Here is a 14,386-nt window from a genome sequence, read left to right on the forward strand (position 1 = left end):
GCGCGAAAAGGCGGGGGAGACCGTCGCGCGCCGCGTTGAGACGTACGGGGCTCGCGGCAGACTCCGGTACGACGGAGGTTACGGCGGCGTCGGACGAGACGAAGTCGGCTGCTTCGTCGGCGGGTTCGGTGGCGGCCGCTGTTGATGGCGCGGTTGCAGGACCGGAAGATCGAGGTGCCGTCGGAGCGTTCGGCGACCTCGACGACGTGTCCATGAGAACGCCGATCGTACGCGCGGCCTTGGCCTGCCTGCTCCTGACCGGCCTCGCGGCCTGTCAGGAGAACGGCGACAAGAACACCGACAAGAACACCGACAAGAAGACGTCATCCGCCACCGCGGCCCGCGCCTCCACGGCCCCGTCCGTCTCCCCGTGGACGTGCGACAAGCAGAGCATTCACTGGGGCAGGACACAGCAGCGGCAACAGCTCGTGGCTGCCTCCCAACTGGTGAAGGCCACAAGCGGGATGAAGGGCAGCGAAGTCTGGTTCTCGGTGATCCCGGTCAGAACCGTGAAGGCGTCCGTCGAGACGAGTGTTTCGGTGAAAGCGGACCAGGAAACCCTGCTTGCCTCGCTCGAGAAGCACATGGGTGTCGAGGAGGGCACGTTCGCCCGGCCCGGGACGGCTGTGCCTCTCCCTGACACCAAGGGTGAGATCGCCATCAACCTCGAGGGGCAGGAGGCGGAGTACGCCTCGGCCATCGGCGCGACGGTCGTGGAGGCCGACTTCGTGTACGGCTGCGCGAGTTCGACCGCCACACCTGTCTTCGGCACGGTCACGACCTGGCACAAACGCGCCGCCGGAATGATCGAATGCGGGACCGATCCCCGACGTGTGTACATGAGGGAGGTGTACAGCCTGCTCTGCGGTGAGGAGGCCACTACTGAGCCGTCGGCATCGGTGACTCCCTCTGCCTGACCAACCATCAGCTTCTTCAGCAGGCGCGGTTTTCGGGCTTGCGATCCTCTGCACCGACACCTACCGCTGCGACAAGAAGCCACAGGACGGCCTCGCGAAACTCGCGATCAACAAAGGATGCTGAACGGCGTGAGCGTATCGCTTCGAGGTGTAGCCATATTTGCCGTCGGGCTGACGGCGACGTCCTGTACAGCGAACGCGGCGCCAAACCCCGGCCCGTCCGCCAACAAGGCATCAGTCAACCGGACGGTTCCGAAAAACTGGACCTGCCAGAACGGCAAATTCCACTGGGGCAAGGTGGTGAAGCGGGAGGTGCTGGTCGCCGTATCCGACGCCCAGCAGTTCGACGTCCCGGCGGGAAAGACCGTCAAGGCTGAGTTCGAAGCCGTTCCGGTCCGCTCCCTCAAGTCGGCCGTCACTCCCGCACTCCCGGACGACACCGCCTTGGATCCGCAGGCCGCCGTCGGCTCGCTCGAAGAAGAGACCGGGCTCGATCTGGCCAAGGCAGGCGCCTCCTTCGTCCTGAGCGAAGGGGACAAGGTCCTCAAAACGGAGTTCGGAAAGTTCTCCGGCGTGCTGGTCGGCGTCGTGGGCGTCAACACGGTCGAAGCATCCTTCGTCTTCGGTTGCACCACTTCCGGCCGGGAATCCGTGCGAGGCACCCTGAGCACCTGGTCGCTGGCCACGTACTCAGGGCTGTTCAAATGTGGGATCGACGAGGAACTGTCGAAGGCCGAGATCGAGGCTGAGGCACTGCTGTGCGGAGAGGAATAGCGTGCAGAACAAGAATGGCACCAACTGTTTGATGTCCAACTTTTCGGACTGGCAGGACAGGATGCTGCGAGCGGTCTGGCGTCACGGGGAGAACCTCTCGGAAGAGGTGGTGGCATGGATGGTTGAGCTGTATGACGAATTCGGAGAAATTTCCGAAGATGAATTCTGCGAACTTTGGACCATGCGAACCTTTTCCATGGCGAGATCGGCCTTCGAGGTAATCCAAATGTCGGCATTTGATGAAATAGGGAAAAGGATTGCCGGGGAGGAGTTTTGCTACATTAATTATTTTCGCGACCCGGAATTTGGGCCGGTCGGTGTGGTTCGCTTTAAGTCCGTGGAAGTTTCAACGCCGGATTTGGTGGAGGTTTTGGGTGTCGTAGCGGAAGGGGTGCAGGAATTTGTTATGAATTATTATGTCACGGTCTGGCCTGTCTGTGGCCGCCACGCCTTCGGCCTGCACGTAGATTATTTCCATGAGGCTGCAGTTTGGAAATGCAATGGAGGGGTTACAGGTGGTCATGTGGTAAGGGCAGTTGATCCTTCGATTCGGCTATAGATCGTGGCGGATCGCATGAGTTCGCTGATCTCGCGGGCCGGTGCAACAGTCAATGCCACTAAGTGACTTTCGCGATGTCGACGGTCCCAGGTTCGAGTGGATGTCGATGCCGGTTGGTATATTTTGATCATGGGGGCTGATATTTCGTTGTACTCGCTGAGACATGACGCTCACTTCGAGCGCTTCGCGGCCTGGCATCTGCGGTCGGCGGAGCATCTGGACGTTGTGTGGGCGACCGGCTTGGGGGACGACGAATACCGTTCGTGGGCGTACGCGGTCTTCTGCCGCAACGGCGAGATGCCGGCGGATGCCTTCGGTGATCTCCTGCACGCTCGCAAGGTGCGGCTGACGGAGCGTGCGGTGGAGATCCTGAGAGCGCGCGGTGACCTGGACGGGGGTCCCGCAGGAGTCCCTGAGCCCTGGCGCGAGGGTCCCGGCGAGGTGTTCCCGGCGGGGATGGTTTACGTCGGCGGAGAGCCGGTCGGCTCGTTCCTGTGGCAGGAGATCGTCGCGTGCGTCGCCCGCGGAGTCCAGGCGCACGTCGCCGCGTTGTACTGGGAGATCTGGCCCGTCTGTACGGTCCACGACCGCGGGCTGCACGTCAGCGCGGCGCGGGGGCGGGCGGGATGGTGGTGCCTCGCAACCGACCACCTGGTGTCCTGGGTCCTCGATCCGGACTCGGCGCCTGACTCATCGGGCTCGGACCCGTCGGACTCGGACCCCGACCCATCGGACACGGTCACCGCCCGACCAGGACGCCACCGTCCACGTCAGTGAGCCACCGGCGCCGTCGCCATGTACGTACGGCGAAGGAACCGCAGCAGCGTCTTCGACTCGAACTGCACGACCGCCACCCCTTGTGCCGAGTGGAACTCCATGACCGCCTGCACCCGGCCGCACGGCCAGACGCGTACGTCGCCGTTGCTGACCGGGGCGCGGAGGCCCTGTTCCAGCAACTCGCGGGCGAAGACCCACTCGTGGGGGCCGGGGAGGGTGACGTGGACCTGGCGGGGGTCGGCTTCGGGGTCGTAGCGGAGGGCGATGGGGACGGCCCGGTGTTCGTCGGCGGCGGTGTCTGCGGTGTCGGTGACGATATGGGCGCGTGCGTACTGTTCGACAGCGGACATGGGCCGACTCCTTACGCTGCGTAACCTGTGCGGAATCTATGAATCCGTCACCTCTCCAATGTCGCACACTCCACGGATTCCGCTCCCGGGCGTATGCCTGACCTCCCCGGTGCTCCTGCCCGGCCTCCGCTCGGCTATTCGTAACCTCCTCGCTCTTGCAAGAGGTTCGCAACAAGGCGCTATCCTCGTACGGTGCATGTGCCTGACGGATTCATCAACGCCCCGGTCTCCGCGGTCACCGGAGTAGTCGCCGCCGGTGCCATCGCCGTGAGCCTCAAGGGGGCCCGCCGCGAGCTGGACGAGAAGACCGCGCCGCTCGCCGGCTTGGTCGCCGCCTTCATCTTCGCCGTGCAGATGCTGAACTTCCCGGTCGCGGCCGGGACCAGCGGACATCTGCTGGGGGGTGCGCTGGCGGCGATACTCGTCGGCCCCTACACAGGGGTCCTCTGCGTCTCCGTGGTCCTGCTGATGCAGGGCATCCTCTTCGCGGACGGCGGCCTCACCGCGCTCGGCGTGAACATCACGGACATGGCGATCGTCACGACGGTCGTCGCGTACGCCGTCTTCCGCGGCCTGGTGAAGGTGCTCCCGCGCGGGCGCCGCTCCATCACGGCCGCCGCTTTCGTCTCCGCGCTCCTTTCGGTGCCGGCCGCCGCCGTCGCCTTCACCCTCATCTACGCGGTCGGCGGCACCACCGACGTCTCGATCGACAAGGTCGCCACCGCCATGGTCGGCGTCCACATCCTCATCGGCCTCGGCGAGGCCGCGATCACCGCGCTCACGGTCGGCGCCGTCATCGCCGTACGACCGGATCTCGTGTACGGCGCGCGGGGCCTGACCCAGCAGCTCAAGCTGCGCGTCAACGGCGAACTCGTCGACGCGCCCACGGCCGTCCCGGCCGCCGTCGCCGCCCGCACCTCCCACCGCAAGGTGTGGATCACCGGGCTCGTCGCCTCCCTGATCCTCGCCGGGTTCGTCAGCTTCTACGCCTCCGCCAGCCCCGACGGCCTGGAGAAGGTCGCCGAGGACCAGGGCATCGCCGAGGCGGCGAAGGAGCACTCCGCCGCCGACTCCCCGCTCGCGGACTACGGAGTCAAGGACGTCTCGAACGCCCGGATCTCCGGCGGCCTCGCGGGTGTGATCGGTGTCGGCGTCACCGTCGTCGCGGGCACCGGAGTCTTCTGGGCGGTCCGCAGGCGCCGTACGGCCGATGCGCCCGAAGTGTCACGTTCGCAGGTCGCCTGACATGGGCGCCGGCCACGCCCACAAGCTCTACCGGCACGGGCACTCGCCCGTGCACGCGCTGCCGCCGCACACCAAGCTCGCCGCCACCTTCGCCTTCGTGGTCGTGGTCGTCTCCACCCCGCGCGAGGCGATGTGGGCGTTCGCGCTGTACGCCGTGCTCCTCGCGGGAGTCGCGTACCAGGCCCGGGTGCCCGCCCCCTTCCTGCTGAAGCGGCTGCTCATCGAGGTGCCGTTCGTCGCCTTCGCGGTGCTCATGCCGTTCGTGGCGGAGGGCGAGCGCGTCGACGTCCTCGGCATGTCGCTGAGCGTGAACGGCCTGTGGGGCGCGTGGAACGTCCTCGCCAAGGGAACGCTGGGCGTCGCCGCCTCCGTACTCCTGGCCTCGACCACCGAACTGCGCGAACTGCTCCTCGGCCTCCAGCGGTTGAAGCTCCCGCCGCTGCTCGTGCAGATCGCTTCCTTCATGATCCGGTACGGGGATGTCATCACCGACGAGATGCGGCGGATGCGGATCGCGCGGGAGTCGCGCGGGTTCGAGGCCAGCGGAGTCAAGCACTGGGGGGTGCTCGCGAAATCCGCGGGCGCGCTGTTCATCCGCTCCTACGAGCGCGGGGAGCGTGTGCATCTCGCCATGGTGAGCCGGGGGTACGCCGGTTCGATGCCGGTCATCGACGAGGTGACCGCCTCGCGGGCGCAGTGGTCGTACGCCTTTGCCCTCCCGTTCGCCGCTCTTGTCGTATGTCTGCTGGGATGGATGCTGTGACCCCCTCTTTGGAAGTCTCCGGACTTGCCTTCGCCTACCCCGACGGGCATCAGGCCCTGTTCGGCGTCGACTTCACCGTCGGGCGCGGCGAGCGCGTCGCGCTGCTCGGGCCGAACGGCGCCGGCAAGACCACCCTCGTACTGCACCTCAACGGCATCCTGAACGGCGGCGCCGGGACCGTGACGGTGGCCGGACTCCCCGTCGGCAAGCGGCACATGGCCGAGATCCGGCGCAAGGTCGGCATCGTCTTCCAGGACCCGGACGACCAGCTGTTCATGCCGAGCGTGCGCGAGGACGTCGCCTTCGGACCGGCCGCGGCCGGGATGAAGGGTGCCGAGCTGGAGGAGCGTGTCCGTACGGCGCTTGAGCAGGTCGGCGTGGCGGACTTCGCCGACCGCCCGCCGCACCACCTCTCCTTCGGGCAGCGGCGCCGGGTCGCCGTGGCCACCGTCCTCGCGATGGAGCCGGAGATCCTCGTCCTCGACGAGCCCTCCTCCAACCTCGACCCCGCCTCGCGCCGCGAACTCGCCGACATCCTGCGGTCGTTGGACGTGACCGTCCTGATGGTCACGCACGACCTGCCGTACGCCCTCGAGCTCTGCCCCCGCGCCCTCATCCTCAGCGACGGCGTGATCGCGGCCGACGGCAAGACCGGCGAGCTGCTCTCCGACGACGAGCTGATGCGCAGCCACCGCCTGGAGCTGCCCTTCGGGTTCGACCCGCGCTCCGTGACCATGGGCGCGTGACGAACGACCATGGGCGCGTGACGAACCGGACGGATCGGCACGAGAATCCCCGCTGACCTGCGCCGACCTCGGGTTACCCGCGGTTTCTACCCCCTGGTAACAAGGTGTCGCGTGTCGGTCGATACCTTGAGCGGGATGCACTTGCACACTTGTGCCGCCCGCCCCGGGGGAGGTCCCGCCATGATCGACGGCACCGCTGTCGACACCCGCCCGACGAAGATCATGTACGTCGCAGAGGCCACCGCCCACGGCGGCCGGGACGGCTATGTCACCAGTCAGGACGGCCAGCTCGAACTGAAGGTCGCGATGCCGCCGGCTCTCGGCGGGGACGGCAACGGCACGAACCCGGAGCAGCTGTTCGCGGCCGGCTACAGCGCCTGCTTCCACAACGCGCTGGTGATGGTGGGCCGCCGCTCCGGCTTCGACCTCTCCGGCTCCACGGTCGCCGCGAAGGTCGGTATCGGCCCCAACAAGCGGCGCGGATACGGCCTCGCGGTCGCCCTGAGCGTCTCGCTCCCCGTCGTCGACCAGGACGTCGCCGCCAAGCTCGTGGACGAGGCCCACGACGTCTGCCCGTACTCCAACGCCACCCGCGGCAACATCGAGGTCACGATCCTGCTGGGCTAGGACCTGTCCGGCCGATCACGGTGGAGGAAAGCGGCGGGGCCCAGTAAGTACCTCTTTCTTCACGACGGAGAGTGCGTGTTTCTTCGCGACGGGGAGTGCGCGGGAGGCACTCGTCCGAAGCATCGTGGTGCAGCTGTCGGTCTGCCAGAACACGGATCGTCCCAGGCGCGTAGGGAGCGGCCGCCGAACGGCCTGGGGCCTTCGGCGGTAGCTGCCTGCCGCGCTGGTTGTGGTGCTGTTGTGGGACGCCCGGGGATCGCTCCCCGGGGGTGGCACCGGCATCAGCCGGTGTCTTCTCGCTTCTACGCCCCCTGCCCGGGAGCCTTGCGGGCTCTGGGACTTCCAGGGGCTCGGCGAGCGTTTTGGGTCTCCCCCCTATCGGAGGCGACCGTCTCGAGCTGTCTGTGCGCCGCGTCGACGATGTTCGCGGTGCTGTTCTGGTGCCGGTGTACGACCGCACCGCACGAGGGGCAGTGGAACGTACTGCATGAAGGGTCGGAGCTCGGGTTTCGCTTCTTGCACTTCGCGCAGGTGCTGGTGACGGGCTCGCCCTGGTCGAGGACGACGAGCTGCGAGCCGTACCAGGCGGTCTTGTACGCGAGCTTCTTGCGCAGGTTGCCCAGACCGGCGTCCAGGAGATGCCGGTTGGAGCGGGCCTTGACCTTGACGTTTCTGCCCGTCTTGTCCCGGGCGCCCTCGGCCGAGGTGGTGAGAGCTGTGAGGTCCAGGTCTTCGATCGCCACGTGCGTGAATCCGGTGGCGAGCTTCTTGGACAGGCCGTGCAGATACGAGGCGCGCCGCACGGTGATCTGCTGGTGGACGCGGGAGACCCGGGCGGTGGCCTTCCTCCATCGCCCCGACCCCTGTTGACAACGGGACATCGCGCGCTGGGCCTTCGACAGCTTGGCCAGGCTGTCGGCAAGCAGAGGGGGGTGCTGTACGAGGGCGGTGGCGGGGTCGGCCGGGTCGAGGGGGCTGGACAGGGCGGCCAGGTAGTGGGAGCCGAGGTCGACGCCGACGAGCCCGCCGGCGCGCTGGCGGGCGGTGGGGCGGCCGATCTGCTCGACGCGTCCGCCGTTCTCGGCGGCTTCCTCGGCCGGGGTGCGGCTCAGGTACGGGGTGCGGGTGCCGTCGTCGTGGACGTGCTCCCACAGCATGGGCACGTTCTGCTGCACCTTGGCCAGCACGGAGGCGTACCAGCGGTGGCCGCCGCGGGTGACGGTCACGGACTGGATGACGGCCTGCCCGCCGTCCACGAGCAGCGCGAGGCGCTTGCCGGAGTTGTGGATGCGGATGCTGCCCAGGCCTGGCATCACCAGGCGCCGGTAGCCCTCCAGGCGGATGATCGGCCTCTTCACATCATGGAAGAGAGTGAACGATTCTGCGTGGCCCTTCTTCTTGAAGCGGGGATATCCGTGGCGCTGACCGGCTCGGTGGCCGGCGAGCGATTCCTGCCAGTGGTTCCAGGCGACCTGGGCGCGGTCGAAGCCGGAGGTGAAGCAGTACACGTTGACCTCCCGCCACCAGGGGCTGCCGCGCTGCTCCTTGGGCAGATCCCGTTCCACCCGCCACAGGGCGCTGGTGTCGGTGGCGGTCGGTGTGCGGAAACCGGCACTGAACGCCTTGGTCTTGAGCGCGTTCACCGTGGCACGGGCTTCGGCCAGGAGCTCGCGTTCACGGGTGGTTTCGGCGGCGTCCGCGCGGACGGCGACCAGCCGGTGGACGAGGGTCTCCTGCCCGGCCGGGGGCTGCATCTCGGGCAGCGGCGGCTTGCCGGCGACGGTGAGCGTGAGGCTCTTGCGGTGGTGGTCCCACACCTTGATGCGGTCGGTGAGCTCGGCGCCGTCGGCCTTGATCCGCTGCTTCGCCTCGGCTTCACTCAGCCCCGCCTCGAGGTAGGCGGTCCGGCGGTCGGCCCATGCCTGGTGGGCCTGGGTCTTCTTGGCCAGGGCGTAGTTGTAGGCCCACCGGCAAGCGCCGGCGTAGCGGGACAGGGCGGCACGCTCGGCGTCGGAGGGGTCCAGGGCGAACCGGTACGCCCGCAACACCTCCGTTCTGGGCATGGTCGCGGCCGCGGGGCCGTGCCCTGGCTCTGCGGAATTGGATTTCGCCGCCACGCGCGCCATACCTCCGGTTCCAAGTCGCTGTGCTGGGCCGCAGGTTGCCACGGGGCAAGGCTGGCTGGTCACGCGCCATACCGTCCTGATCACAGGCAGCCGAAAAGGACTCTTACGCTGGCATTTGCCGTTCGAGGTTCTTTGGAGCGCTGCGAAGAAGACGGCATGGCGGATGATCAACAAGCTTCGGTCCATGGCAATCTCCGGGTCAGCACGATGACTTGGAGCCGGAGGTGGACCGCCGTGGCGGCGAACAGCAATCCCACGGTCAGAAAGCGCCGCCTGGGAGCCGAACTCCGCCGGCTCCGTCAGGCCAGCGGGCTGAAGAGCACAGAAGCGGCCGAGCGGCTCATGGTCTCCCAGCCCAAGATCAGTCACATGGAGAACGGCCGCCGCACCGCCAGCCCCCGCGATGTACGCGATCTGTGCGCGATCTACGGAGTGACGGACCAGCAGGTCATCGACTCACTCATGCGGATGGCCAAGGAATCCGGCCAGCAGGGCTGGTGGAACGTCTACGGCGACATTCCCCAGAGCGTCTATGTCGGCCTGGAGGCGGACGCCGCCACCGTCCACGCATACGAGCCCATGGTGATCCCCGACCTGCTGCAGACCCCCGCCTACGCCCACGCCGTCATTGCGGAAACGATCCCTCTGCTCACTGCCGAACAGGCCGCCACCCGCCTCAAGGTGCGGCTGCGCCGTCAGCACCGGATCTACGACCCGGCCCGCCCCCTGCGCCTTTGGGCCATCGTGGACGAATCGGCACTGCGCCGCGTCGTCGGCGGCCCGGACATCATGCGCGAACAACTGGAGCACCTGAACACACTCGGCGCGGAGCCCCACATCACCGTGCAGGTCCTCCCGTACACCGTGGGCGCTCATCCGGGCCTCGGAGGACGGTTCTGCATCCTGAGGTTCGCCGACAGCCCCGAGGCAGTCGTGCACCTGGAACGCTTCACCAGCGATCTCTACCTGGAGAAACCATTCGACGTGCAGCACTACAGCGTGATGTACGACCACCTCCAGGCCCAGGCCCTCGAATCCGACAGCAGCCGCGACTTCATCACCGACGCCACCAAGTCGTACATCGGCGCAGAGAGCCGGGCCTGAGCACCGGTGAGCGGGGGATGTCACGGCCACCCCGCGTCTCCGCCGTGATCGGCCGGACAGGTCTGGGAATCGCGACCTCTACGTGCGTGTTGCACGCACTGTTGGCAGGTGTGCGGCGACAGGGAGTACGGGCGTGGACGTGAACGGCACAGTGGCCGAGGGCTTCGAGCCGGTCAGGGAGGCGTTCGCAGCGAACTTCGAGGTGCTCGGGGACCGGGGTGCCGCCGTCGCCGTGTACCGCGACGGTCACAAGGTCGTCGACCTGTGGGGCGGCACGCGGGACGTCGACGGCACCGAGCCCTGGGAGCGGGACACCGCGCAGATCATGCGCTCGGCGACGAAGGGCGTGGCCGCCGCCGTACTGCTCATGCTGGCCGAGCGCGGGCTGCTGGACCTCGACGCCCCGGTCGGCGCGTACTGGCCGGAGTTCAAGGCGCGGGGCAAGGAACGGACGCTCGTACGGCATGTCCTCGCGCACCGGGCCGGCGTACCCGTCCTCGACCGCCCGCTGACGCCCGCCGAGGCGGCGGATCCCGGTCTCGGGGCCGCGGCGGTGGCCGCGCAGGCGCCGGTGTGGGAGCCGGGCGCGGACCACGGGTATCACGCGCAGACGTACAGCTGGCTGACGGGGGAGCTGGTGCGGCGGGTGACCGGGCGCTCGATCGGTGACTGGATCGCCGAGGAGATCTCCCGGCCGCTGGGCCTGGACCTGTGGGTCGGGCTGCCGGACTCGGTGGCGGGGCGCGTGGGGAAGGTCGGGCAGATCGAGGCCCCGTCCGCGGCGGGCGGTCTGCGGACCCGGCCCAAGCGGTCGGTCTCCGAGGCGTACGCGGACCCCTCCTCGCTGACCCGCCGCGCCTTCGCCGTGATCACTCCGCTGCCGGACGAGAACGACGCCGCGTACCGGGCGGCCGTCCTGCCCGCCTCCAACGGGATCGCCACGGCGGAGGGCCTCGCGCGCTTCTACGCCTCGCTGATCGGAGAGGTGGACGGGGTGCGGCTGTTCTCGCCGGCCACCGTCTCGGCGGCCCGTACGGAACACTCCGCAGGCCCCGACCGCGTGCTGGTCGTCAGCACCCGCTTCGGGCTCGGGTACATGCTGCACGGCAGCGCGTCCCCACTGCTTGGTGGCGGCTCCTTCGGCCACCCCGGCCGGGGCGGCGCCCTCGGCTTCGCCGACCCCGAGTCGGGGATCGCCTTCGGGTACGTGACGAACGGCTTCCGCAAGAGCGTGACGGCGGATGCGCGGGCGCAGGCGCTGGTGGGGGCGGTGCGGGCGGCTACGGCGCGCTGAGCCCCGAGGTCGGGGCTTCGACGTACGCCGCCAGGTTGGCCAGCGAGGAGGCGATCCCGGCCTCGTGTGCCGCCTGGTCGATGCCGGGCGGCACGTCCGTGGCCGTGACGGTCACCTCGGTCCCGTCACCGGTGGCGGAGAGGTGCCAGGTCATCGTCATGGTGCCCGCGTACGCCGGGTCGTCGGCCTCGAACACCGCCCGCGTCACCACGCGCTCCGGTGGCACCAGGTCGGCGAAGGCGACATCGACGACATCCGTCGCGTCCGAGGTCTTGCCGGGACCGCCGCTGGGGTCGAGGTAGGTGAGAACCATCCGGAACCCGCCACCAGGCCGGGGATCCCACCGCTCGACCCGCCCGCGCATGCCGTCCGGCGGCAACCAGGCCTCGATGGACTCCCGGTCGAGGAGGGCGCCGTAGACGGCCACCGGTGGTGCGGCGATCAGCCGACTGGCGCGGTCGGTCCTGTCCATGGGGCGAGTTTAGGACCGGACCTCTGTCGGGGCGGGCGCGGCAATCGTGGGGCAGCGTCGACGCGGTTCACCCCGTGTGCAGCATCAGCCCGATCCCCACTACCAGCAGTCCTGCCGCCGCGATCCGGGGCGCCCCGAACCGTTCCTTGAAGAAGATCGCCCCGATGGCGGCGCCGACGATGATTGATGCCGTTCTCGGGGCTGGGACGTTGGATTGGTGGCCTGATCCGAGGTCGCAAGACCAGGTGACGCGGGCTCTTGAGGTGAGGTCGGCGCGCTCGTCCGCGGCCCGGGGCGGGGTGATCATCGTTCCGGTACTCTGCCGCCCTACACACCAGGGGGGATTGTGCGAACGAAGGCGAGCACCGCTGCGCTGTGCCTGTTCATGGGTGCCGTCACGGTTGGCTGTGCCGGCGACGGTGGCACGACTGACACACGCTCCGCCGACCAACTGCTCGGCGAGGCCTACCGCACCATGAATGCGCTCACGTCGGTGACCATCGGACTGGATGTCACCTCGGGCGGCGACCGGTATTCCGGCCGTCTGACGACCGATCTCAAGAGCAGGTGCGCGTTGAAGGCGACCTCGTCCCACGGTTCAGAGATGGAGCAGATCCGGATCGGCGAGACGGACTACATCCACCCCAACGACGTGTACCTCGACATGTGGGGGCGGAAGACGGTACCCGCGATGCGGAACAGCCCCTGGCTGAAGAGCCCCGTGAGCGCGGCGAAGGGAGCAGACGACCTGGTCGACTGCTCGTGGCCGTTCTCCTCCTTCGGCGAGGCGACGAAGGCCGACCCGACCGAGCTTGACGGCAAGCCGGTCATCCCGGTGAAAGTGACGGACGACGAACTCAAGGGGGGCGTCTATACCTTCTACGTGGCCGCCGAGGGCAAGCCGTACCTACTGAGGATCGACTACAAAGACCCTCGCTCCCACCGCGTCACGAAGTTCAGCGATTTCAACAACCCGGTGGACATTCAGCCCCCGGCGGCAGCCGATGTCCTGGACCTGAGCAGCCTGCCCCCGGACGAGTCCTAGCAGCGCATCTGGCCGTGGTGGTCAAACCCGCAAGCCGCCGGGCCGAGGGCATGACTTTTGGTCCGCGGGCGCCTGCACGCAGGGAGATGGCTCCTACGGCGTCAGCCGTCGAGGTCGGTGCCTCCGCGTGTCAGCCGGCATCGCCTTGCTGCGGCTACGAGCCGTCCGCGTGGACTGCGTAGACGTAGCGCTTGCCGACGTATTCGCTGGCGTTCCAGATCACGGACTCGCTGTAGGCCCAGCCGGACGCCCCGCTGCTGTGGTAGCTGAGGTCCTCGCAACCGACGGCCAGGTCGCACACAGTGCTTGCGGTCGAGTCGCCGGAGGTGAAGGTGCGCAGTGTGCCCTTGGTGGAGGTGCCGGCGCTGACCGCGAGATAGTGCTTGCTTTTGCGGGACACGACTCCCTGGATCTTCTGCTGGCTGACGGTGACGGCTTCGGTCGCGGTGAGCGAGGCCGGTTGCCGGTCGGTGTGGTCGAGGTTCCAGCGGACCACCTTGGGCGTGGTGGTGCCGGGGCCTGTGCCGTTGAAGGTGCCGTCCGTGTAGTCGACGGTGCCGGAGTAGGAGTACTCGCTCACGACCAGGCTGTCGGGTGTGCTCGCGCGGTCGAGCCCGATCGCCGTGTAGCGCAGATAAGTTCCCGCGTTGTCGTAGGCGCGGCTCTGCGGCAGGACGTACTGGTATCCGTAGCCGTAGTACGACCCGTCGGTGTGCAGACCGCACACGTCCTTCTCGGCGGTGGCGACCGTGAAGAGGGTGTTCAGGTCGAACACCCGGAGTCCCTTGTAGGTGTCGACGACATAGAGAAGGTTGCCGTACCACATGATGCCGCCCGCGTGTTTGCGGATGGGGTTGAAGGAGTACTTGCCCGTGCTGGTCGTGACGGGCTCGACCAGCAGCACATGCCGGTACGTCGGTGCCGACGGGGTGTTGTTGTCGACGAACGTGAGCCGCAGGCCCTTGTCGAGCGCGTACTCGTCGACGCCGTCGTTGTCGGGGTCGGTCTCGAAGTACCAGGAGGCGAGGACGACCTTGTTGCTTCCGCCCTCGGGGTAGAGCCCGTTGCCGTACGCATCCGCGCTGGTGGTGACGCCCTGAGGTATCCAGTAGTCGACTGTCTGGTCGTCGCTGTCCCAGGCGAAACCGGTCGAGAAGGCCCCCGCTGTACTGGGGGCGCTGGTGAGGTGGGTGGCACTGCGGTTGGTGTCGGCTATGACGGTGGTCGCGTCCACCTTGGTCAGCTTGGTCGCCAAGCCGGCGGCCAGATCGGTGAATTCGCCGTAGCTGTTGGAGGACCGGCTGGTGAGGGCGAACTGGCCGGCGGCGATCGTGGCCGCATGGGCGGCTGTGGGGGAGAGGAGATTGCCGACGGCTCCGACGAACGGTGCGGCAGCCATGCCCTTGATGATCGCTCTTCGTGTCATGGTCATGACGCGGAAAGTATGCGCACTCGATCAACAGCACAAGCAGGCTTGACCGTAACTCGACACCGGCGGCCCCTAATTGCTCTCCCGGCACCTGCCGTTTGCACCGCTCGGCCACGGGATGCGACCGTCCCGTGCTCGGGCTGACGGGGCCGGGCGGG

At 67.9% G+C, this 14,386-nt stretch carries 15 protein-coding genes and 1 pseudogene; 11 read left to right on the plus strand and 5 right to left on the minus strand.

Translation table 11 applies throughout. The features are described 5' to 3' along the window. The first annotated feature begins 212 nt into the window (after nt 1–212). From OG266_RS25800 to OG266_RS25815, 4 genes are all read left to right on the plus strand, one after another. Nucleotides 213–917: a hypothetical protein gene (locus OG266_RS25800; RefSeq protein ID WP_371548685.1), complete on the plus strand. Its 705-nt coding sequence runs from the start codon at nt 213–215 to the stop codon at nt 915–917. 117 nt (nt 918–1,034) lie between these two features. Then, on the plus strand, nt 1,035–1,691 hold the full coding sequence (locus tag OG266_RS25805) for a hypothetical protein (protein WP_371548686.1): 657 nt from the start codon (nt 1,035–1,037) through the stop codon (nt 1,689–1,691). Nucleotide 1,692: 1 nt separating this feature from the next. Then, the gene (locus OG266_RS25810) at nt 1,693–2,250 is read left to right on the plus strand and encodes a hypothetical protein (RefSeq protein ID WP_371548687.1); all 558 of its coding nucleotides are present in this window, start codon (nt 1,693–1,695) and stop codon (nt 2,248–2,250) included. Between the two features lie 129 nt (nt 2,251–2,379). Continuing rightward, nucleotides 2,380–3,027, plus strand: a complete 648-nt coding sequence (locus tag OG266_RS25815; protein ID WP_371548688.1) for a hypothetical protein — start codon at nt 2,380–2,382, stop codon at nt 3,025–3,027. Here the strand turns inward: OG266_RS25815 and OG266_RS25820 are convergent. Then, nucleotides 3,021–3,377 (minus strand): SsgA family sporulation/cell division regulator, encoded by a 357-nt coding sequence (locus tag OG266_RS25820; RefSeq protein WP_266460264.1) that lies wholly within the window; start codon nt 3,375–3,377, stop codon nt 3,021–3,023. The genes OG266_RS25815 and OG266_RS25820 overlap by 7 nt on opposite strands. 192 nt (nt 3,378–3,569) lie before the next feature. Between OG266_RS25820 and OG266_RS25825 the strand changes: the two genes are divergently transcribed. From OG266_RS25825 to OG266_RS25840, 4 genes are all read left to right on the plus strand, one after another. Continuing rightward, nucleotides 3,570–4,622, plus strand: a complete 1,053-nt coding sequence (locus tag OG266_RS25825; protein WP_371548689.1) for an energy-coupling factor ABC transporter permease — start codon at nt 3,570–3,572, stop codon at nt 4,620–4,622. Nucleotide 4,623: 1 nt separating this feature from the next. Then, entirely contained in the window at nt 4,624–5,385 is a 762-nt protein-coding gene (cbiQ, locus tag OG266_RS25830; RefSeq protein WP_371548690.1) for a cobalt ECF transporter T component CbiQ, read from the plus strand. Beyond that, a complete protein-coding gene (locus OG266_RS25835) occupies nt 5,373–6,131 on the plus strand; it encodes an energy-coupling factor ABC transporter ATP-binding protein (RefSeq protein WP_371548691.1) in 759 nt (252 codons plus the stop codon). The genes cbiQ and OG266_RS25835 overlap by 13 nt, the downstream gene beginning before the upstream one ends. A 180-nt stretch (nt 6,132–6,311) precedes the next feature. Then, nucleotides 6,312–6,758, plus strand: a complete 447-nt coding sequence (locus OG266_RS25840; RefSeq protein WP_266460275.1) for an organic hydroperoxide resistance protein — start codon at nt 6,312–6,314, stop codon at nt 6,756–6,758. Between the two features lie 302 nt (nt 6,759–7,060). Here the strand turns inward: OG266_RS25840 and OG266_RS25845 are convergent, their stop codons facing one another. Further along, nucleotides 7,061–8,821: an RNA-guided endonuclease TnpB family protein gene (locus tag OG266_RS25845; protein WP_371548692.1), complete on the minus strand. Its 1,761-nt coding sequence runs from the start codon at nt 8,819–8,821 to the stop codon at nt 7,061–7,063. Nucleotides 8,822–9,118: 297 nt separating this feature from the next. Here OG266_RS25845 and OG266_RS25850 point away from each other — a divergent pair, with 297 nt between their 5' ends. Next, the gene (locus OG266_RS25850) at nt 9,119–9,988 is read left to right on the plus strand and encodes a helix-turn-helix domain-containing protein (RefSeq protein ID WP_371548693.1); all 870 of its coding nucleotides are present in this window, start codon (nt 9,119–9,121) and stop codon (nt 9,986–9,988) included. Between the two features lie 133 nt (nt 9,989–10,121). After that, nucleotides 10,122–11,282 carry a serine hydrolase domain-containing protein gene (locus tag OG266_RS25855; RefSeq protein WP_371548694.1) on the plus strand — a complete coding sequence of 387 codons (1,161 nt, stop codon included), beginning with the start codon at nt 10,122–10,124 and terminating at the stop codon, nt 11,280–11,282. On the opposite strand, the gene OG266_RS25860 is transcribed toward OG266_RS25855, so the two are convergent. Beyond that, nucleotides 11,269–11,754: an SRPBCC family protein gene (locus tag OG266_RS25860; protein WP_371548695.1), complete on the minus strand. Its 486-nt coding sequence runs from the start codon at nt 11,752–11,754 to the stop codon at nt 11,269–11,271. The two genes, OG266_RS25855 and OG266_RS25860, sit on opposite strands and share 14 nt — an antisense overlap. Before the next feature lie 67 nt (nt 11,755–11,821). Beyond that, nucleotides 11,822–11,950 (minus strand): annotated as a pseudogene (locus OG266_RS25865) (EamA family transporter); the annotation flags it as partial. A 150-nt stretch (nt 11,951–12,100) separates the two neighbouring features. Between OG266_RS25865 and OG266_RS25870 the strand changes: the two are divergent. Then, a complete protein-coding gene (locus OG266_RS25870) occupies nt 12,101–12,799 on the plus strand; it encodes a hypothetical protein (RefSeq protein WP_371548696.1) in 699 nt (232 codons plus the stop codon). A gap of 154 nt (nt 12,800–12,953) precedes the next feature. Here the strand turns inward: OG266_RS25870 and OG266_RS25875 are convergent, their stop codons facing one another. Next, nucleotides 12,954–14,231, minus strand: coding sequence for a hypothetical protein (locus OG266_RS25875; protein WP_371548697.1), 1,278 nt, complete (start codon nt 14,229–14,231; stop codon nt 12,954–12,956). Nucleotides 14,232–14,386 lie beyond the last annotated feature (155 nt).

The organism is Streptomyces sp. NBC_00554 (genome assembly GCF_041431135.1).
Classification (GTDB): Bacteria; Actinomycetota; Actinomycetes; order Streptomycetales; family Streptomycetaceae; genus Streptomyces.